Here is an 18,576-nt window from a genome sequence, read left to right as displayed (position 1 = left end):
GCGGCGCCTCGTCGCGGCGGTCCGCTACGCGCGCTTGAGGTCCGCGAGCGCGGCCTCGACGCGGGCGAGGACCGCCGGGGACGCCGGGGTCAGCTCGCCCAGGAGCGTGCGGTGCTCGGTCCACTCGGTGTCGCGCCGCAACTGCCGGGCCCGCTCGGGGTCGACGGCCGCGACGGCGCGCAGGACGGCGTCGTGCGCGGCGGCGTCCTCGATGAGGTCCGAGAGCCGCGAGTCGACCGTGAGGCCCCGCCCGCGCGGCTCGCTGCGCGGGTCGTCGATCGCCCACTCGTGCTCGCCGCTGCCGACCTCGACCGGTTCGCGGCCCGGGAGGGTCACGAGCGCGGTCGTGTTCGGCGGGACGGCGGCGTGGACGAGGACGCGGCCGCCCTCGGCCTCCCAGCCGACCTCGGCGGGCCCGTACGGGGTCTCCAGGTGGGCGGAGGCGCGGTCGAGGCCCGCGAGCGGGACCGGGGCGACCGCGATCCGGCGGTACCCGGGTTCGAGCGGGGCGAGTCCGGCGACGGTGCGGTGGAGCCAGTCGGCGATGGCCCCGAACGCGTAATGGTTGAAGGAGGTCATCTCCCCCGGGTTGATCGTGCCGTCCTCCAGCATGGAGTCCCAGCGCTCCCAGATCGTGGTGGCGCCCATGGTGACCGGGTAGAGCCAGGACGGGTTGTCGGTCTGGAGCAGGAGCCGGCGCGCGGTCTCGGCGTGGTCGGTGTGCACGAGGGCGTCCTGGATGATCGGGGTGCCGACGAACCCGGTGCCGATCCGGTACCCGGCGCGGCGCACCAGCCAGGCGAGCCGGTCGCCCATGCGCTGCCGGGTCTCGGCGTCGGTGACGAGGCCGAACTCGATCGCGAGGGCGTAGGCCGTGGGGGCGTCGGAGACGGTTCTGCCTGCGGCCGTGGTGTACTCGCGGAGCCAGGCGTCGCGGACCTCGTCGGCGAGCGTGCCGTAGTCGCGGGCGTCGCCGTCGCGGCCGAGGAGGCCGGCGGCGCGGGCGGTGAGGCTCGCGGAGCGGAACAGGTAGGCGCTGGCGACGATGTCGGCGTCGGCCTTGGCGCGGGCGGGGTGCTCCGGCGGGGCGTCGGGGTCGAGCCAGTCGCCGAACTGGAAGCGCCCCTCCCAGAGGCGGCGCTCGCCCGCGATGGCGGCGACGTGGTCGGTCCAGGCCCGCATGCTCGGGTACTGGCGTTCGAGGACGGCGCGGTCGCCGAACCGGTCGAAGAGGACGGTGGGGACGACGGTGGCGGCGTCGCCCCAGGCCGCGGCGGGCGTCCCGGCGGAGTCGAGCACGTCGGGGACGATGAACGGCACGGAGCCGTCCTCGGTCTGCTCGATCGCGAGGTCTTCGAGCCAGGAGGCGAGGAAGCCGTCGCAGTCGAACAGGAAGCTCGCGGCGGGCGCGAAGACCTGGATGTCGCCGGTCCAGCCGAGGCGCTCGTCCCGCTGCGGGCAGTCGGTGGGGATGGACACGAAGTTGCCGCGCATCCCCCAGACCACGTTCTCGTGCAGGCGGTCGAGCAGCTCGTTCGAGGACGAGAAGTGGCCGGTGCGGGCGAGGTCGGAGTGGACGACGACGGCGGTGACGTCGGCGGGGTCGAACTCCCCGGGCCAGCCCTGGATCTCGGCGTACCGGAAGCCGTGGAAGGTGAAGTCGGGCTCCCAGGTCTCGGTGCCGTTGCCCGCCAGGGTGTACGTGTCGGTGGCCTTGGCGTGGCGCAGGGGCCGGGTGCCGAGCTCGCCGTGCTCCAGGACCTCGGCGTGGCGCAGGACGACGGTGTCGCCTTCGCGGCCGCGGACCCTGATGCGCAGGTGCCCGACGAGGTTCTGTCCGAAGTCGACGACGGTGCGGCCGCTGGGGGTGGTGAGGACCTCCTGGACGGGCAGCTCCTCGGTGGCGCGCACGGGCGGCGCGGTGCGCGGCACGGGGACGAGGGCCTTGGCGGGGTCGGGGCGGGCGTCGAGCCAGCGGGCGTCGTCGAAGCCGGGCGAGGACCAGCCGGGGAGGGCGCGGCGGGCGTCGTGGGACTCGCCCGCGTAGATGCCGCTGGCGGTGATCGGCCCGTCGGCGGTCGCGCGCCAGGGCCCGTCGCCGGTGGCGATCAGCTCGTCGTCGCCGTCCTCGTATTCGAGGAGGAGCTGGGCGGCGAACGACGGGTACTTGCCGTAGAACGGCTTGGCCTGGCCGTGGAAGCCGAAGCGCTCGGTGTACCAGCCGCCCGCGAGGGCGGCGCCGATCGCGGCCGGGCCCTCGCGGAGGAGGTCGGTGACGTCGGTGGTCTCGTAGACGATCCGGTCGCGGTAGGCGGTCCAGCCGGGCTTGAGGCGGTCGGCGTCGACGGGGGCGCCGCCGATCTCGACCTGGTAGGCGCCGCGCGCGGTCGCGTACAGGGTGGCGGTCCGCAGGCCGGGGCGCACGGTGAACTCGCGGCGCAGGAGCATCGGCTGGCCGACGTCGGCGGGTTCGGGGACGGTGACGAACTTCGCGTGCCACTCGCCGTCGGCGAGGAATCCGGCCCGGATCTCCAGCGGCGCACTCCAGTCTGATGTGGACCCGTCTTCGCCGTGGGTGCGCGCGCGGAGGGTCCCGCGCTCGCGGGGCAGGAGGGACTCGAAGGGCCAGTCGACGAGGACCGAGCCGCGGCCTTCGACGCGGGCGGTGGCGACGGCCTCGCCGGGGGCCTCGGACTGCGCGCGGCGCCATTCGATCTCGGCCGCCGCCTGGATCCAGCCGGGGGCGGCGGTCGCGGTCTTCCAGGACAGCCGGGGCCGGGCCGCGGCGGTGAACGGGGAGCTGGTGCGGTACTCGGTGTGCAGGTCGTGGACGTGCATCGGGTCTCCTGTTGCTATTCAGCCAGTCTCGGCGAAGCTGGCGAGCGGTGAATCAGCCCTTGACGGCGCCGGTGGTGAGCCCGGCGACGATCTGGCGGTTGAAGAAGGCGTACATGATCAGCGGCGGGATGGTGATGAGCAGGATGTCCATGAACAGCAGGTTCCACTGGGTCGTGTACTGGCTGCGGAAGTTGTAGAGGGTGAGCTGGACGGTGGCGTTCGAGTCGCCGGGCAGGAAGTACAGCGGGTTCTGGAAGTCGTTGAAGACGGCCACGGACTGGACGATGACGGCGGTCCACACCACCGACCGCAGCAGCGGGAAGACGACCCGGAAGAACAGCCGGATCGGCCCGGCGCCGTCGATGACCGCCGCCTCGTCGAGTTCGCGCGGGATGGTGGCGACGAACGCGCGGAACAGCAGGACGCAGAAGGACAGCCCGTAGGCGACCTCGATGAGGACGAGGCCGGGGAGGGTCCGGAACAGGCCGAGTCCCTGGAGGACCCAGATCGTGGGCACCACCGCGGGCGGGATGATGAGCCCGGCCAGGACGAGCGCGTTCAGCCAAGGCGTCAGGCGGCTGGGGCGCCGCTGCATGACGTACCCGACCATGGCGGCGAGCACGACCATGATCGACACGCTCGCGACGGTGAGGATCGTGGAGTTCACGAACGCGGCCATGAGCATGTAGTCGCGGGCCTGGACGACGGCGACGAGGTTCTCCCAGATGGCCCACTCCGTGGGCAGGGAGAACTCCCGCAGCGCCGACTCGGCGCGGGTCTTCGACGCGGTGAGCACGATGAACGCGAACGGGACGAGGAAGACGACCGCGGAGAGGACGATCGCGACGGTGCCGGAGACGACCCCGGCGGTGCGGCGGCGCCTCACTGCTCCACCTCCTTGCGGTTGAGCTTCCAGTACAGGGGGACCATGAGCGCGGCCACGAGCAGGAACAGCACCACGTTCCCGGCGCTGGAGAGCCCCCAGAACCCGGCCTGGTACTGCTTGAAGATCACCGAGGCGACGACGTCGGAGGTGAATCCGGGACCGCCCTGGGTCATGGCCCAGATGAGGTCGAAGGAGCGCAGGCCGCCGATGAGCGAGAGGACTATGACCGTGGCGGTCGCCGGGCGCAGCAGCGGGAGCGTGATGTGGCGGAGGTTCTGGAACGCGGTCGCGCCGTCGACCTTCGCGGCCTCGAAGTACTCCTGCGGGATCGCCACGACCCCGGCGATGTAGATGAGGGTGGCGAGGCCGACGCCCTTCCACACGTCGACGAGCGCGACCGAGATGAGCGCCAGGTCGGGGTCGGTGAGCCAGCCGGGCCCGGCGACGCCGACGGCGGCGAGGGCCTGGTTGATGAGGCCGTCGCCCGGGTCCATGAGGACGGTGAAGGTGATGCCGACGCCGACGGTGCTGACGAGGGTCGGGAAGAACATCACCGAGCGCAGGTACCCGCGGGCGATGATCTCGGAGGTGAGGAACACCGCGAGGAGCATCCCGAGCACTACTTTGAGCCCGGAGGTGAGCAGGCCGTATACGAAGGTGTTGACCAGGCCCTGGAACAGGTAGGGCTCGCTGAAGAACAGCGCGAAGTTCTCGAAGCCGATGAACTCGGTGCCGGACATGTTCCAGCGGGTGAAGGCGAAGTAGAACGAGGCGATCGTGGGGACGATGAACAGGACGCCGTACACGACGCCGGCGGGCAGGTAGAACCAGAGCGGGTAGTGGCCGCGGTGTCCGGCGCGGCGCGTGCGGCGGCGGGGCGGTGCGAGGGCGGTGGTCGTCATGAGGCGTCTCCTGTGGATCGCCGCGCCCGACCCGGTCGGGCGCGGCGGGAATCGGTGCGGCCTACCAGCCTTCGAGGCCGAGCTGCTGGGCCTGCTTCTTGACGTCCTCGTCGTAGAGGGCCGCGGCGTCGGCCGCCGAGCGGATGCCGGAGCCCACCTCCACGGTGATCTGCTCCAGGGCCGGGCCCTTGACCGGCGACAGGAACTCCAGGGCCGGGGCGGTGAGCCCGGCGTCGAAGTAGGCCTGGAGCTGCGTGACGGCCGGGGGCACGTCCTCGGGGACGGCGCAGCCGTCGATGAAGTACGGGCCGAGCACGGTGGCGCCCGCGGACTGGGCCTCGCAGCCCTCGACGGAGGCGACGAACGCGAGGAAGTCCTGGGCCGGGCCCTGGTCCTCAGTGGACTGCGGCAGGTACAGCGCGGCCGGCAGCCAGGTGGTCAGGCCCGCGTTCGCGGCGTCGGTCCCGGGGAGTGCGAAAAAGCCGATGCCCTCCAGCGCTTCGGGATCGGTGGCCTCGATCTCGGTGAGCGCGGTGGTGAGCATCGGGTAGTGCACGCCCTCGCCCGCGACGAGCGCCGCGAGGCCCTCGCTGTAGGTCAGGGACGCGAAGTCCTCGTTGAGGAACCCGGCCTCGCTGACCTCCTGGAGGTGCTCGAACCCGGCCGCGGCGGCGGGCGTGTCGGCGAAGTGGGCCTCGTTCGCGGTGTACTCGTCGGCCCAGTCCGGTTCGGCCGCGAGCACGTTGTAGTTGTCGGCGAGGATGAACAGCTGCGAGGTCCACGCGGACTCGGTGCCGTAGGTCTGGATCACCGGCGCGGCGCTCCCGGCGTCGAGGATCGCCTGGTTGTTGGCCATGAAGGCGTCCCAAGTGGTCGGCACCTCCAGGCCCAGCTCCTCGTAGGCGGCGAGGTTGTAGAGGACGCCGCCGCCGACGGCGTGGCCGACGGGGACGCCGTACAGCGCGTCGCCCGCGCTCACACCGTCCTTGAACGTGTCGGTGACGACGTCCATGTAGGACTCGCCGGCGAGGTCGACGAGGGTCTGGTCCGGTGCGAGCGCCTGGAGGAGCGAGCCGGAGTTGTAGAAGAACAGGTCGGTCATGTCGCCGGTCTGGAGGCGGGTCTTGACGATGTTGTCGCCCTCGGTGCCGCCGGGGCGGAGTTCGAGTTCGATCTCGACGTCGGGGTGCGCCTCGGTGTACGCGTCGGCGAGCGCCTGCATGAGCTGGCCGGTGGCCTCGGAGTTGTCGATGAGGATGTTCAGTGTGCCTTCGTCGTCGCCGCCGGTGGAGCACCCGGTGAGGGCGAGTCCGGCCGTCAGCGCCGCTGCGGCTCCCGCCGCGGAGCGGCGGAGGGGTTGGGTCGAGAACATGGTCGTGACCTCCATTGGTGACGCCCGATCGTCCCGATTGGAACGATTCATTTCATGAGGGATAAGCGGTTGCGGTGGATATCGGGGAATGGTCAGGTTCTGCCGACCGCGCGGAGGCGGGCGGCGCCCCCGCGGGGGCGGGGCGGGCGGGTGCTGGCGCGGACCACGAGTTCGGGCCGCACCACTTCGTGCCGGGGCTCGGACCTGCCGGCGATCCGTTCGAGCAGCAGCTCGGCGGCGAGGCGGCCCATGCGCTCGCCGTCCTGGTTCACGGTGGTGAGCGAGATGCCGGGGTGCGCGGCGATCTCGATGTCGTCGTATCCGGCGACCGAGACGTCGGCCGCGGTCAGCCCGGCGTCGGCCACGGCGTGCAGCACGCCGAGCGCGGGCTCGTCGTGGCAGGCGAACACCGCGGTCGGCCGGTCGGGCTCGGTGAGGAGCCGGAGCACGACCTCGCGGGCGTCGAGCACGCCGTGCGGGGTGGACAGGACGCGGACGCGGTCGGCGAGACCGGCCTCCTGCATCGCGGTCCGGTAGACCTCCAGGCGGATCGCCTGCGGCACGCCCGGTGCGGGCGCGGCCTTCAGCGGGACGCTGGTGAGGTGCGCGATGTCCTTGTGGCCCAGGTCGAGCAGGTGGCGCATGACCTGGCGCGCGCCGTCCTCGTCGTCGTTGACGACGGTGTCGTAGCCGCTCGCGCGGTCGTGGCGGCCGATCATGACGACCGGCACGGTCGCGGCGAGCGTTTCGAGCCACTCCGGGTCGACCATCGGGGAGACGGCGATGACGCCGTCGACCTGGCGGTCGACCAGGGCCTGGATGGCCCGGTAGCCCTCGCCGTGCTCGGGGTCGGCCGGGGCGATGACGAGCTGGTACGGCGTGCCCGCCATCGCGGCGGTGGCGCCCGCGAGGAGCTTGGGGAAGAACGGGTTGGTGAGTTCGGGGATCTCGAAGCCGACGGTGAACGTGGCCCCGCGCATCCCCCGGGCCGAGACGCTGGGGCGGTAGCCGAGCTTCTCGATCGCCTCGGTCACCCGGGCCTTCATGGCGGGGCTGACCCCGTACGCGTTGCGGATGACCTTGGAGACCGCCGCCCGGGAGACGCCCGCCTCGCGTGCGACGTCCTCGATGGTGACCGAGCCGGTCGGTGGTCTCGATGCCACTTGGAGCCTCCTTGGGGATTGGTGTAGATCAATCTACACATGACGTAGACCGATCTACAAGAGTGCGGCTCGAAGTTTCTCCCGGACGCGGAGGACCCGCCCGCGCACCGCGCGGACGGGTCCGTGTCTCTGATGTCTTGGGCCGCTTGGGCTCCGGGTCAGTCCCGGGCCCAGGCGCCGGGACCGCCGGCGAGGACGACCTCGCCGGACTCGATCGCGGCGGTCGCGGCGTCGGCGACGTGCGCGGCGAACTCCTCGACGGTGAGCAGGCCGCCGGCGGCCGCGCGGCGGTGCTCGATGACGCCGGGCTGGGCGCGTTCGAGCAAGGTGGCGGTGATGGTCCCCTCGATCATGTCGCCGGAGACGGTCACGAAGTCGACGCCGCGGGCGGCGAACTCGGGGAGCATGGCGCGCAGGGCGTCCTCCCCCGCGCGCTTGGACCGGGCGACGGGCGCGTAGACCTCCAGCTCGCCGGGGTCGCTGTCGGCGAAGTGGGCCTGGTGGCTGGTGACGTACACGATCCGGCCGCCGTCCGCCATGAGCGGCAGGGCCTTCGACGCGAGCGCCACCTGGGCGTCGCGGTTGAGGCGGAGGGCGTAGCCGGGGTCGACGTCGCGTTCGAGGCCGCCCGAGGCGTTGAGGACGAGGACCTGGAGCTTGTCGATCCCAGCGAACATGCGGTCGAGGTCGGCCTCGTCGGTGATGTCGGCCCGCACGGCGGCCGCGGTGCCGCCCGCGGCCTCGATGGCGGCGACCACGGCGTCGGCGCGCTTCGCCTTGTCGCGGTAGTTGACCAGCACGTGCGCGCCCTCGGCGGCGAGCAGCCGCGCGGTGGCGGCGCCGATCCCGCGCGACGCGCCGGTGATGAGCACGGTGGTGTCCGACAGCGGTCCCATGGCCTTGGCCTCTCGTGAAGGGGGCTCGATCGGGGGACAGCCTAGGAGACGCGCCGCCTCACGGGCAGTGCCCGTGAGGCGGGTGTGACGTCCTACCCGGCGACGCCCATCGCCTCGGCGGTCAGCTCGACCGAGCGGAGCCGGTCCTCGATCCGCTCGGCGTGGTGGGCGGTGATGAGCTCGTTCGCGCCGGTCGAGAGCGCGAACGACTCCAGGAACGCGCGCACCTCGTCGGGGTTCCCGACGGCGGTGTAGCGGGTCATGGCCGAGAGCTGCTCGCCGCCGGGCGAGGCCAGGAACTGGTCGATCTCGTCGTCGGAGTACTCGCCGTCGCCGGAGGGGCCGCGCTTGATGAACGCGCGGGCGCGGTTGCGGTAGGAGACGCGGCGCTGGGCGTCGGCCTCGTCGTGGAACTCGGCGGCGAACACGTTGACGCCCGCGATGACGTACGGCTCCGACAGCTGCTCGGAGGGCTGGAACTCCTCGCGGTAGACGGCGACGGCGTCGTGGAGCGCGTCGGGCGCGAAGTGCGAGGCGAACGCGTACGGCAGGCCGAGGCGGGCGGCGAGCTGCGCGCCGAAGAGGGAGGATCCGAGGAGGTACAGCGGGACCTCGGTGGGCGCGGTCGGCACGGCCTGGACGCCCTCGATGCGGGACTCGCCGCGGAGGTAGCCCTGGAGTTCGAGCACGTCCTGGGGGAACGTGTCGGAGGAGGTGGCGTCGCGCCGGATGGCCCGCATGGTCTGGCGGTCGGTTCCGGGCGCGCGGCCCAGACCGAGGTCGATGCGGCCGGGGAACAGGGTCTCCAGCGTGCCGAACTGCTCGGCGATCACCAGCGGGGAGTGGTTGGGCAGCATGATGCCGCCGGCGCCGAGGCGGATGGTGTCGGTGTGCTCGGCGACGTGACCGATGACCAGGCTCGTCGCACTGGAGGCGATCGTCGGCATGTTGTGGTGCTCGGCGTACCAGACCCGCGAGTACCCGCTCCGCTCGGCGGTGCGGGCGAGTTCGACGCTCGCCGCGAAGCTGTCGCGGGCCGACCGGCCCGGCGCGATCGGTGCGAGGTCGAGGATCGACAGGGCTACTGGCATGGACGGCCGCCTTTCGGGTGCGGATTGCGGGGCGCCTCTCGGGCAACGCCCGGAGGCGCCCCGGCAATCCCGGACCTCGGTCCGACCGCTCCATGACCCTCGTCACCACGAAGCGGTGCGAACGCCCCGGTTCGCTCGTGTCCGGGGCGCCCGGGTCTAGTCCTCGCAGGTGTGGTCCTTGCAGAGGCGGTCGGGGTCGACCGGGTCGTCGGCCCCGGCGGCCGAGACGGTCCTGGAGATGCCGACGGACGAGACGGAGCCGTCGAAGAAGATGTCGCCCGCCGAGGCGGGGGCGGCGAAGGTGAAGAGTGAGCTGCCGATGATGGCGGCGACCGCGGCGGAGCCGAGTGCGCGGCGCAGGTGGTTGGAGGCCATGTGCGTTCCGTTCTGAGGAGTTCGATTGGTTCGCAGTCGACTCTCGGGCACGGTCGCACGGAACCTGCACGGGTTCGGCACGGCCGCAGGTCAAGGCCGCTGTTCAGGGTCGCGGATCAGGAGTGCTCGGGGCCTTCGCGGCCCTTGTCGGAACCTTGTCGGGGCCCTGGCGGAGGCCCCGCCGGAGGTCAGTCCTCCTCGCCCAGGCGGGCGGCCTCCTCGTGGACGAGGTCCTGGTACCCGGGGTGGCGCTCGATCCACCCGGCGTAGAACGGGCAGACGGGGTGGACCTGCTCGCCCGCTTCGCGGGCGGCGTCGAGGGAGGCGCGGACGAGTGCGGTGCCGACGCCGGCGCCTTCGCGCTCGACCTCGGTGTGGAAGAAGGTGATCGCGCCGTCGTGGCGCTTGTACTGCGCGAAGCCGACCAGTTCGCCGTCGATACGGGCTTCCCAGCGGTGCTGCTCGGGTGCATCGGTGACTTCCACGGTCATGAGTGCTCCTTCAGGTCGCGGGCGTCTTGCGATCACCCTAGTGCGGTTTCCCGGAGGGGTTACCCAGAAGCGGCCGGTTGCCCCACACGCCCCCGCGTCGGCACCGGCCGTGCTCGGGGCGCGGAAGCGCTGCCGCGGGGTCGAGCCTCCTCGGTCGGGGTCGGCATAGGGTGGCCCACGTGAACGACTCCCCCGCATCCCCGCAAGACCACCAGCTCGTCTCGGAGATCAACCGGCGCACAAACGCCGGCCTGACGGTGACCGGCCGATCGCTGTTCGGGAAGCTCGGCGGCGCGATCTACGCCGAATGGCCTGACGGCCGCCCGGCCGTGGTCACCCGCTTCAGCGGCTCCCTCGCCGAGGCGAACCTGACGGTCGCGATCTTGGAGCACGTCCGGGGCCAGGGGCTTCCGGTCCCGCGGCACGACCTGGCGGTCGAGCTCGGCGACGGCGTGTGCTTCGTGCAGGAGCGCCTGCCGAGCGCACCGCCCGAACCTTTGAGCCCGGCCCGGATGGAGGCGATCGTGGCGGTCAACGACCGGTTCGCGAACGCCCTCGCAGCCCGACCCGAGGTCCCGAGGCCGCCCCTGTGCCGCGACCGCGGGGGCTCCCCCGATCCCCGGCACGCGACCCTGGGCGGGCACGGTCCGCGCGGCCGACGCGTGCTCGACCGGATCGTCGGCATCACCGAGGGCGCACCGGAGCCGAGCGGCACCGACCTCGTCCACATTGACCTGTCCGGTGCGAACGTCCTGTTCGACGCGCACGGCGCCGCGACCGCCGTGGTCGACTGGAACATGGGCGTCTTCCGCGGCGACCGCCATTTCGCCCTCGTGCAGACCCGCTTCGACCGGGAGTGGTTCGTCCGCTCCCCTGACGCCGATCCTGTCGAGACGGCGGCGGCACTCCGCCTGGACGACCTCCTCGCGGAGCGGCTCTCCCCGGACACCTTGCGGCGGTACTGGGCCCACTGGCTCCTCCACCACCTGGACCGCGCGATCCGATCCTCGCCGCCCGAGACCGTCGACTGGCACCTGGACCTGGCGGAGTCCCGGCTCCGGCCCTGAACAGTCGGAAAGGGCCGCGGCCTGCTCGTCACAGCAGGCCGCGGCCCGGGTCCCGCCCCCGAACCAAGTGCGGCGGGACCGCGCCGAGCCATCCACCCATGGCCCGGCGACTGCGCTGCCCGACTGCGCGTGGAAGGCGCGCGGTCGGTCACAGCGCGGGAAGGCGGGGAGCGGTCCTGGGGAGGTGCGCCCCGCCTGGTCTCATCCGGTCGGCCGCCAGCGCGCCGAGCCTTCTTCGCCCTTGCCGTGTGCGGCGATGAGTCCCCGGCAGCGCTTCAGGATCTCGGGGCACCATGGGTCGTCCTGCCAGGTGCGGGCCCACTCGGCGACGCCGTCGGAGTCGTCGGTGAAGCGGCAGCATTCGCGCGGGCCCGCGCTGTCGTCCACATCGACCAGGAACTCCGTGATGCGCGCGGCATCGGCCGGATGGGTGCCGAGGCAGTAGAGCGTGAACACGGCAGGGCCCAAACGGAAGTCGCCTATGTAGCCGTCGATCCCGGGCTTTCCGTCGGACCGGAGGTTGTACGGCCCCTCGCCGGCCGCCGCGACGCTAGCCATTGCACACCCGCACGCGGGAGACGTAGGCGCGATAGGCGCGCTCCTCGAAGTCCTCGCGCCACGCTTCCGGGTAAGCGCCCCACCCTGAGCCCCAACTCGCTTTCAGGTCACCGGAATTGAGGCCGGATACGACGAGGGCGATGACGCTCCGGTCGCCCGCCGGGTACACGCGCATCGCCTCCGGAGCGAAGGCGCTCGACGCGCACACATCGAACCGAGATCCATCCATGTCGAACGAACCGCGCCGCACTTCTGTGTCAGCCATGGGAAAGCTCCTCTCACTCCCACCAGTGGACACCAACATAAGCGCTGGTCAGCGGCGCAATCTAGTAGCAAATTGCCTGGTGGAGATACCGAGTGGAGATGTCGTGGTGAAATCCAAGTGGAAATCCCACCCGGTTTCGCGCTTGACACTCAAGCATCGCGCCCTGGAAAAATGTGCGCATGGGTGCAGGATTCTTGCAACGAGACCTCGGTGACGTGTTGACTCGCTGGCGCATTCGGGCCGGATACTCGAGCCGGGAAGCCGCCGCGATCGCTATCGGAACAACGAAGGACATCATCGGTTCCTACGAGTCGGGCAGGCTCGTGTACATGGAGCCCATGATCGTCGGGGACCTGCTCCGCGAATATGGCGCGCCAGAGTATGTGATCGCGGAGGCGAAGGCAAAGGCCAAGCAGATTCGACAGGGTTCGCCGAACACCTGGCGCGACAGCGGGCCGAGGTGGTTCGAGCGGTTGAGGCAGCTTGAACCGCTGGCGACCACGATCGACATCTTCGAAGACGCATATGTCACGGGGCTTCTTCAAACGCGCGCTTACGGCCAAGCGATCATGGAGGCAGAAGGTCTGTTGACGCTCAAGCAGATAGAGGAGTCACTCGACCTGCGAGCCAGCCGTCGCGAGAGCGTGCTCAAGCAGACGAACCCCGCCCGACTGCGGGTGATCCAGACGCAATACTCACTCGATGTCATGCGGGGAACAGACTTGTACGACGACCAGCTATTGCGGCTGAGGGAAGACAACGAGCGGCCCAACATCGAGGTCTATATCCTGCCGACACAAGGCTTCCACCCCTCGATGAGCGGGTCCTACCAAATTCTTGGATTCGAAGACGGCGATGCGCGGGACGTCGGCTACCACGAGGGGCCATTCGGCGCTCATTACGAGGCAGCCAACAAGGAGACAGACCGGGTGCGTGACGTATTCTCGGACACGCTCGCGAAAGCCGAGCGGCTGAGATGAGTGGAGTCCAGCAATGCTGACAGAAAACTGGAAGAAGTCCTCACGCAGCAACGGTCAGGGTGGCGCCTGCCTCGAGGCCAGGTGGAAGAAGTCCTCACGCAGCAACGGCCAGGGGGGCCAGTGCGTCGAGGCCCGCGCTCACGCAGGCATGGCCCAGGTCCGGGACACCAAGCTCGGGGAGTCCTCCCCGATCCTGGAGGCTTCGGCCGCCGACTGGGCCGCGTTCCTCGCTGAGGCGAAGCGCTAGAAGTGCTGCAACACGAACGGCCCCCGCGTCACCGGGGGCCGTTCGGCATTCCTCGGAGGCATTGCTCTCCTCAGCGGGAGAGGTGGTCTTCGACCATGCCGAGCGCGCGCGACGAATAGCGCGAGAGCACGTCGGAGAACCTGTCGCCGGTGTTGAAGTCGGGTTCGCGCAAGCGTTCGCTCAGGACGATCCCGTCGTCGGCGAGGCGTTGCAGGTAGATGTCCTCGTATTGGAAGCTGAAGAGGCCCTTCGCTCCCGGGTGGTCCTCGAAGAACTGGACACAGGCGGCGATCATGTCGTGGAAGATCGTGTGGCTCTCCTCGCTAGTGAGGAACTTGTTCATTCGGAAGGTCAGGCTGGTGATCCGGTCGGTCCCGAACAGGTCGGCCATGTCCGACTCCTCGTCCCGGCCCCACTCGGCAGCGGTCAGGACGACTTCCTTCCTGCCTGCTCGGGCGGGAGCGCCAGGTTCCTCGAAGCGCTCCTCGCAGCCGAGCAGCTCCGCGAGATAGTCGAGCATCGCAGGCGCGTCAAGCACCGGTGACACCTCGAAGTGATACTCGATCGCCATGTCAATCGGCCTCCGAATCCCAGGGAAAGAACTGTGTGACTGCACCGCGCTGGACGATCTTGATCTCCTCGAGGCCGCGGATCGGATCGCGTACCAGACGCTCCCGGATCTGGGCGGGACTCGCGCCGCAGTGCCGGGCCGCTGGGCCGCCGTGCAGGGTCTGGCGGATGAGCCGGCCTCGTGACGGTGCCACGGGAGGCAGGCGACTGCCGAGACGGGTGAGGAGGCCCCTTCCCGCCTGTCGCACCGGCGGCGACACCTCCATGAGCGGCCAGTAAACCGCGAAGCGCATCCACCTGTGCCCGTAGCGAGTCCAGAGCGTCGGCGAGCGTATTGGCGTGGCCTGCGAGCTCTTCCGCTCGGTCGCTCGCCGCTCTGGCTTCGGTGGCCTTCGTATCGACGCCAAGCCCGGCCAGCGCGCCGGCGAGAGCGTCGAGAATCTCCTTGGAGGCGGTGATGCCGCCGGTGAGTTCGCGAGCCTGTTCGGCATTACCGTCGACTGCACCGGCAGCCTCGTCGATACCGGTCACGAAGAGACTCCTCTGATACGGGGCTTACCAGTTGTGGCGACTATAGCGATCCGGATCGCGACCCTCATCGACCGAACACCGCATTCGTGAACACGACCTAGCGCTTGGTGAAGTAGTCGTCGTCGCGGCCCTCGCCGGGTGTGTGGAAGTGGAGCCGCACCTCGTCGTCGAGGACGACGACGAGGTAGCCCTGCCATACCTCGGGGATGTCCACGATGAGCCAGTTCCCGGTCGAGTTGATGGTGCACTCGCCGGTGTCGGCGGGGTCGTCCGCGGTCTTCTCTTCGAGCTCCGCGAGGTCGAAGCAGAGTTCCCACTCGCCGTCGGCCTCGCCGCCGGGGACCGTGAGGCCTTCGCCCGGCCCGAAGGCGTCGCCGGTGATCGTGAGGTCGGAGTCGCCGGTGAACTCGATGGTCTGGCCCGCGCCGTTCTGCCAGGTGCCGTTGAGGTCGTCGCGGTCTTGGCGCCCGCCGGGGTAGGCGTTGAACTGCGTGATCGCGGAGCAGCCGGTGAGCGCGAGCGCGGCGAGTGCGGCGGCTGCGGTCGTGCGGAGCGGCGGGGTGGGGAATCGCATCGGGACCTCTTCTCCGGGACCGGGGTCCGCGGGGGGCGGCACCCGGCGGGCCCGGTCTCGGAAGACGATCGTACCGGAAATCTGAACACGTTCAATTATGAGCTGCGGCTCAGGAGCGGCCTCGCGTCCAGAGGCTCCAGGCCCGCGCGTACGGGCCGTCGGCTGCGGCGAGATCCTCGTGGACGCCTTCCTCCACGATGCGGCCCTTCTCCATCACCACGATCCGGTCCGCCTTGGCGGCCTGGTCGAGGCGGTGGGCGACCAGCAGGCCCGCGCGGCCGTCGAGGGCCGCGACCGAGGCGTGGTCGAGCGCCGCGGAGTCGGCGCTGCCAGCCTCGGAGGTCGCCTCGTCGAGGACCGCCAGCGGCGGGTCGAGGAGCACGATGCGGGCCAGCGCGAGCGACTGCGCCTGGGCCGGGGTGAGCTCGGTGCCGCGGTCGCCGATGCCGGTGTCGAGGCCGTCGGGGAGGTTGAGCAGGGACTCGGCGCGGACGCGGCGCAGGGCCGCGAGCAGCTCGTCGTCGGTCGCGCCGGGCTTGACGAGGTCCAGGTTCTCGCGGAGGGTCCCGTCGAAGACGTGGACCTCCTGGGTGACGAGCGCGGCCGTGCCGGCCACGGTGCCCGAGCCGGGGTCGAGGACCCCGGCGACGATCGCGGCGAGCGTGGACTTCCCGGCGCCGGAGGAACCGACGAGGGCGACGGTCTCGGTGGGGCCGATGCGCAACGACACGTCGTCGAGGACCGGGTGGCCGGGGAGGTACTCGAAGCGGACGCCGGTGGCGTCGGCCGCGGCGTCGCCGGGCGCGGGGCGCTCGGCGGCGGTGTACTCGTTCGCGTGGATGACGCCCACGATGCGGCGCATGGAGGCGAGCGAGGACTGGAGCTCGTCGACGACGAACATGAGCTCGTTGATGGGCCCGAACAGGCGCAGGAAGAACAGCATCGCGGTGGTCGCGGCGCCGACGGTGCCGTGGCCTTCGCGCACGAGCCAGAAGCCGACGACGAGGATCGAGCTCATGCCGAGGAACTCGGCGAGGTTGATGCGGGCGAAGAACCCGTTGATGATCGTGCGGGCGCGCACCGCCCAGATGCTGACGGCCCAGGAGGCGAGGAGGATCCGCTTGCCGTGCGGGCCCGAGAGGCCGAAGGCGTGGACGGTCTCGATGCCGCGCAGCGAGGCGAGCAGGTGGTGGGCGCGGGTCGCCATGGCGGCGCGCTCGGCCTCGTAGATCTGCGGGGCGTTGCGGCGGTGCCAGCGCAGCGTCCACGCGTAGATGGGGATGACGAGCACGAGCGCGCTGATCGCGAACCGCCAGTCGAGGACCGCGATGCCGACCACGGTGGTGGCGATGGTGAAGGCCGAGCCGGTGACGGCCGGGACCACGTAGGGGGCGGACTCGGCGATGACGGCGACGTCGTCGCCCGCGCGAGAGACGAGGTCGCCCGCGCCGGCGCGTTCGAGGGCGGCGCGCGGGAGGGCGAGGCCGCGGGCGACCATGCGCTCGCGGGTGGAGGCGAGGACGCGCTCCACGAGGCGGGTGGCGCCGACCTGGCCGAGGCCGTCGAAGAGCGCGGCGAACAGGGCGCCGGCGGCGATGATCCCGGCGAGGAGCCAGATGCGGTCGGCGTCGTGGGTCGCGGTGCCTTCGGCGACGGCGTCGACCAGGGCGCCGAGGGCCCACGGGGTGGCGAGCCCGGCGGCGGAGCCGAGGGTCAGGAGGATTACGACGCCGACCACCTTGCCGGTGCCGCCCTTGAGGGCGAGGCGGATCTCGGAGCGGACCTGCGCGGCGGTGGCGAGGGGGAGGGTCTCGCGGGTGTCGTCACTCATTGGGCTTCACCTGGGTCTCGGCGCGGGCAAGGTCGGCATCGGGGGTCGCGGCGGCGGCCGGTTCGGGGACGGGGTCTCCGGCGGGGGCCGGTGCGGCGCTTGCGGAACCGGTCGGCTCGGCGCTTCCGATGCCTGCCGGCGCGGCATCGGCGTTTCCAGCGTCTGCCGGTGCGGCGCCGGGGATCTCGACGACGCGGTCGCACACGGCGAGGAGCGCGGGGGCGTCGGTGATGAGGAGGGTCGAGCGGGAGCCGCGCGCGGCCCGGAGCCGTTCGGCGATGCGGGACTCGGTGACCGAGTCGACGGCGGTGGTCGGGTCTTGGAGGACCAGGAGCGGGGGCTGCTGGGCGAGGGCCCGGGCGAGGGCGATGCGCTGGCGCTGGCCGCCGGAGAGGCGCAGGCCGTCCTCGCCGACCTGGGTGTCGAGGCCGTCGGGGGCGGCATCGACGATCTCGGCGCAGTCGGCGGCTTCCAGGGCCCGGTCGATCGCGGTGCGGTCGGCGGTGAGGAGGCCGATGTTGTCGAGGATGGTGCCGTCGAAGAGGGCGGCGTGGTGGGGCACGACGAGCACGGTGCGGCGGAGGGCGTCGAGGTCGTACTCGGCGAAGGGCCGGTCCTGCCAGGCGACGGTCCCGGCGTCGGGTGCGGCGCCCGCGGACAGGAGCGCGGCGAGGTCGGCCGCGGCGGCGGGGGCGGCGCGGAGGCCGACGCACTCGCCGGGGGCGATCTGGAGGTCGAGGCCGTCGAGGTTCGCGGTGCGCACGCCGGTGAGGCTGAGCTTGCCGTCGCCGGTCTCGGGCACGGCGTCGCCGTGGGCCGCTTCGTGATGCGGGAGCTGGAGGATGGAGAGGACGCGCTCGGCGGAGGCGAGGGCGCCGGCCCAGATCGCGCCGGCGTTCTTCGCGAGGGTGCCGAGGGGGCCCATGATGAACTGGGTGAGGCCCACGACGGTGATGAGCTGGCCGATGGTGAGGTCGCCGTTGAGGGCGCGGAGCCCGGCGACGAGGGCGAGCCCGGCGACGAACAGGCCGGAGGCGAGGTTCATCGAGCCGGTGTAGACGCCTTGGGCGCCGGCGGCGTGGAGGCTCCCGTCGAGGGCGTCGCGGCTGGCCTTGCGATACCGGTCGGCGGCCGCGGACTGCGCGCCGAGGCCGGAGAGGACCCGGTACCCGGCGAGGAGGTCGGCGGCCTTCCCGGAGGCCTCGCCCGCGAGCGCGGACTGGTCGTGGCTGCGGCGGCGCAGCGGCCCGCCCGCGCGGTCCATGATGAAGAGCAGGAGCGGGACGCCGAGGAGCACGATCAGGCCGAGCTCCCAGGACAGGACCATGAGGATGGTGCCGCACAGCAGCACCGCGGCGAGCTCCCCCGCGGGCCAGGGCACGATCGAGACGGCGCGGGCCAGGTTGGTGACGTCCGACGAGGCGATCGACAGCGACACCCCGGGCAGCCCCGCCCGGCCCTTGACGCCCTTGGGGTCGAGCAGCCGGTCCGCGACCAGCGTCCGCAGCCGGTGCTGCACGGCCTCGATCCCGAGGAGCCCGAACCGGGACCCGAAGCGGTAGCTGTAGCTGAGCAGCGCGAAGTCGGCGCCGAGCAGCGCCACGCAGAGCGCGAGCCGCACGGGGTCGCCCGTGGCGACGGCCTGGTCGATCGCGAAGCCCATGATGACCGGGACGAGCGACTCCCCGACCTGGTGCATGACGAGCAGCATCGACGCCGGCCAGATCTGCCGCGGCGCGGCGGCCATCACCCGCAGCGTCAGCCGGCGAGGCGTGGTCTTGGCGTCGATACGGATGGGCCGCACCGGAATCGGATCAGCGGGGGCCTGGAGCAGGACGGGCAGCCTCATGAGTTCCTGTCTGGGTTCGGGAGTCCCCCGAATATTAGGCATACCTAACCTCCGGCGCAACATGAGGCCGCCCACGCCACGATCCGGTCA

General features: G+C 71.4%; 19 protein-coding genes. 4 read left to right on the top strand and 15 right to left on the bottom strand.

Features of this window, described 5'->3' with window-relative positions:
* Positions 1-24: 24 nt before the first annotated feature.
* The 9 genes from ABD419_RS08535 to ABD419_RS08495 form a co-directional block, all read right to left on the bottom strand.
* A complete protein-coding gene (locus tag ABD419_RS08535) occupies positions 25-2,838 on the bottom strand; it encodes a family 78 glycoside hydrolase catalytic domain (RefSeq protein ID WP_344484463.1) in 2,814 nt (937 codons plus the stop codon).
* 52 nt (positions 2,839-2,890) lie between these two features.
* A complete protein-coding gene (locus ABD419_RS08530) occupies positions 2,891-3,724 on the bottom strand; it encodes a carbohydrate ABC transporter permease (protein ID WP_344484461.1) in 834 nt (277 codons plus the stop codon).
* On the bottom strand, positions 3,721-4,626 hold the full coding sequence (locus ABD419_RS08525) for a carbohydrate ABC transporter permease (RefSeq protein ID WP_344484458.1): 906 nt from the start codon (positions 4,624-4,626) through the stop codon (positions 3,721-3,723). The genes ABD419_RS08530 and ABD419_RS08525 overlap by 4 nt, the downstream gene beginning before the upstream one ends.
* 61 nt (positions 4,627-4,687) lie before the next feature.
* Positions 4,688-5,998, bottom strand: a complete 1,311-nt coding sequence (locus ABD419_RS08520) for an ABC transporter substrate-binding protein (RefSeq protein WP_344484455.1) — start codon at positions 5,996-5,998, stop codon at positions 4,688-4,690.
* Between the two features lie 92 nt (positions 5,999-6,090).
* A complete protein-coding gene (locus tag ABD419_RS08515; protein WP_344484452.1) occupies positions 6,091-7,161 on the bottom strand; it encodes a LacI family DNA-binding transcriptional regulator in 1,071 nt (356 codons plus the stop codon).
* A gap of 158 nt (positions 7,162-7,319) precedes the next feature.
* A complete protein-coding gene (locus ABD419_RS08510; protein WP_344484449.1) occupies positions 7,320-8,057 on the bottom strand; it encodes an SDR family oxidoreductase in 738 nt (245 codons plus the stop codon).
* Positions 8,058-8,149: 92 nt separating this feature from the next.
* Entirely contained in the window at positions 8,150-9,148 is a 999-nt protein-coding gene (locus ABD419_RS08505; RefSeq protein WP_344484446.1) for an LLM class flavin-dependent oxidoreductase, read from the bottom strand.
* A 156-nt stretch (positions 9,149-9,304) separates the two neighbouring features.
* On the bottom strand, positions 9,305-9,523 hold the full coding sequence (locus ABD419_RS08500) for a hypothetical protein (RefSeq protein ID WP_344484443.1): 219 nt from the start codon (positions 9,521-9,523) through the stop codon (positions 9,305-9,307).
* A 188-nt stretch (positions 9,524-9,711) separates the two neighbouring features.
* Positions 9,712-10,014, bottom strand: coding sequence for a GNAT family N-acetyltransferase (locus ABD419_RS08495; RefSeq protein ID WP_344484440.1), 303 nt, complete (start codon positions 10,012-10,014; stop codon positions 9,712-9,714).
* Positions 10,015-10,193: 179 nt separating this feature from the next.
* Here ABD419_RS08495 and ABD419_RS08490 point away from each other — a divergent pair, with 179 nt between their 5' ends.
* A complete protein-coding gene (locus tag ABD419_RS08490; protein WP_344484437.1) occupies positions 10,194-11,081 on the top strand; it encodes a phosphotransferase in 888 nt (295 codons plus the stop codon).
* A gap of 201 nt (positions 11,082-11,282) precedes the next feature.
* Here ABD419_RS08490 and ABD419_RS08485 read toward each other — a convergent pair whose 3' ends face one another.
* Positions 11,283-11,639, bottom strand: coding sequence for a hypothetical protein (locus tag ABD419_RS08485; RefSeq protein WP_344484435.1), 357 nt, complete (start codon positions 11,637-11,639; stop codon positions 11,283-11,285).
* Positions 11,632-11,904: a hypothetical protein gene (locus ABD419_RS08480; RefSeq protein ID WP_143034658.1), complete on the bottom strand. Its 273-nt coding sequence runs from the start codon at positions 11,902-11,904 to the stop codon at positions 11,632-11,634. Before ABD419_RS08480 ends, ABD419_RS08485 begins: the two co-directional genes overlap by 8 nt.
* A gap of 179 nt (positions 11,905-12,083) precedes the next feature.
* Here ABD419_RS08480 and ABD419_RS08475 point away from each other — a divergent pair, with 179 nt between their 5' ends.
* Both ABD419_RS08475 and ABD419_RS08470 read left to right on the top strand, forming a co-directional pair.
* Entirely contained in the window at positions 12,084-12,884 is an 801-nt protein-coding gene (locus tag ABD419_RS08475) for a helix-turn-helix domain-containing protein (protein ID WP_344484426.1), read from the top strand.
* Between the two features lie 13 nt (positions 12,885-12,897).
* The gene (locus ABD419_RS08470; RefSeq protein ID WP_344484423.1) at positions 12,898-13,131 is read left to right on the top strand and encodes a DUF397 domain-containing protein; all 234 of its coding nucleotides are present in this window, start codon (positions 12,898-12,900) and stop codon (positions 13,129-13,131) included.
* A gap of 70 nt (positions 13,132-13,201) precedes the next feature.
* Here the strand turns inward: ABD419_RS08470 and ABD419_RS08465 are convergent, their stop codons facing one another.
* Entirely contained in the window at positions 13,202-13,702 is a 501-nt protein-coding gene (locus tag ABD419_RS08465) for a SitI3 family protein (RefSeq protein ID WP_344484420.1), read from the bottom strand.
* Between the two features lie 338 nt (positions 13,703-14,040).
* On the opposite strand from ABD419_RS08465, the gene ABD419_RS08460 reads away from it, so the two are divergent.
* On the top strand, positions 14,041-14,322 hold the full coding sequence (locus ABD419_RS08460; protein ID WP_344484417.1) for a hypothetical protein: 282 nt from the start codon (positions 14,041-14,043) through the stop codon (positions 14,320-14,322).
* Positions 14,323-14,329: 7 nt separating this feature from the next.
* Here ABD419_RS08460 and ABD419_RS08455 read toward each other — a convergent pair whose 3' ends face one another.
* The 3 genes from ABD419_RS08455 to ABD419_RS08445 all read right to left on the bottom strand — a co-directional run bounded on the left by ABD419_RS08455 (position 14,330) and on the right by ABD419_RS08445 (position 18,486).
* Positions 14,330-14,806, bottom strand: coding sequence for a hypothetical protein (locus ABD419_RS08455; protein WP_344484414.1), 477 nt, complete (start codon positions 14,804-14,806; stop codon positions 14,330-14,332).
* A 109-nt stretch (positions 14,807-14,915) separates the two neighbouring features.
* A complete protein-coding gene (locus ABD419_RS08450; RefSeq protein WP_344484411.1) occupies positions 14,916-16,637 on the bottom strand; it encodes an ABC transporter ATP-binding protein in 1,722 nt (573 codons plus the stop codon).
* Complete coding sequence (locus ABD419_RS08445) at positions 16,630-18,486, bottom strand: ABC transporter ATP-binding protein (protein ID WP_344484408.1); 1,857 nt, start codon at positions 18,484-18,486, stop codon at positions 16,630-16,632. The genes ABD419_RS08450 and ABD419_RS08445 overlap by 8 nt, the downstream gene beginning before the upstream one ends.
* Between the last annotated feature and the right edge of the window lie 90 nt (positions 18,487-18,576).

This window comes from Glycomyces endophyticus, from assembly GCF_039531525.1.
In the GTDB taxonomy this organism is placed as follows: domain Bacteria; phylum Actinomycetota; class Actinomycetes; order Mycobacteriales; family Micromonosporaceae; genus Glycomyces; species Glycomyces endophyticus.
The sequence above is the reverse complement of the archived record's forward strand: the minus strand, read 5'-3'. Positions and strand labels throughout refer to the sequence as shown.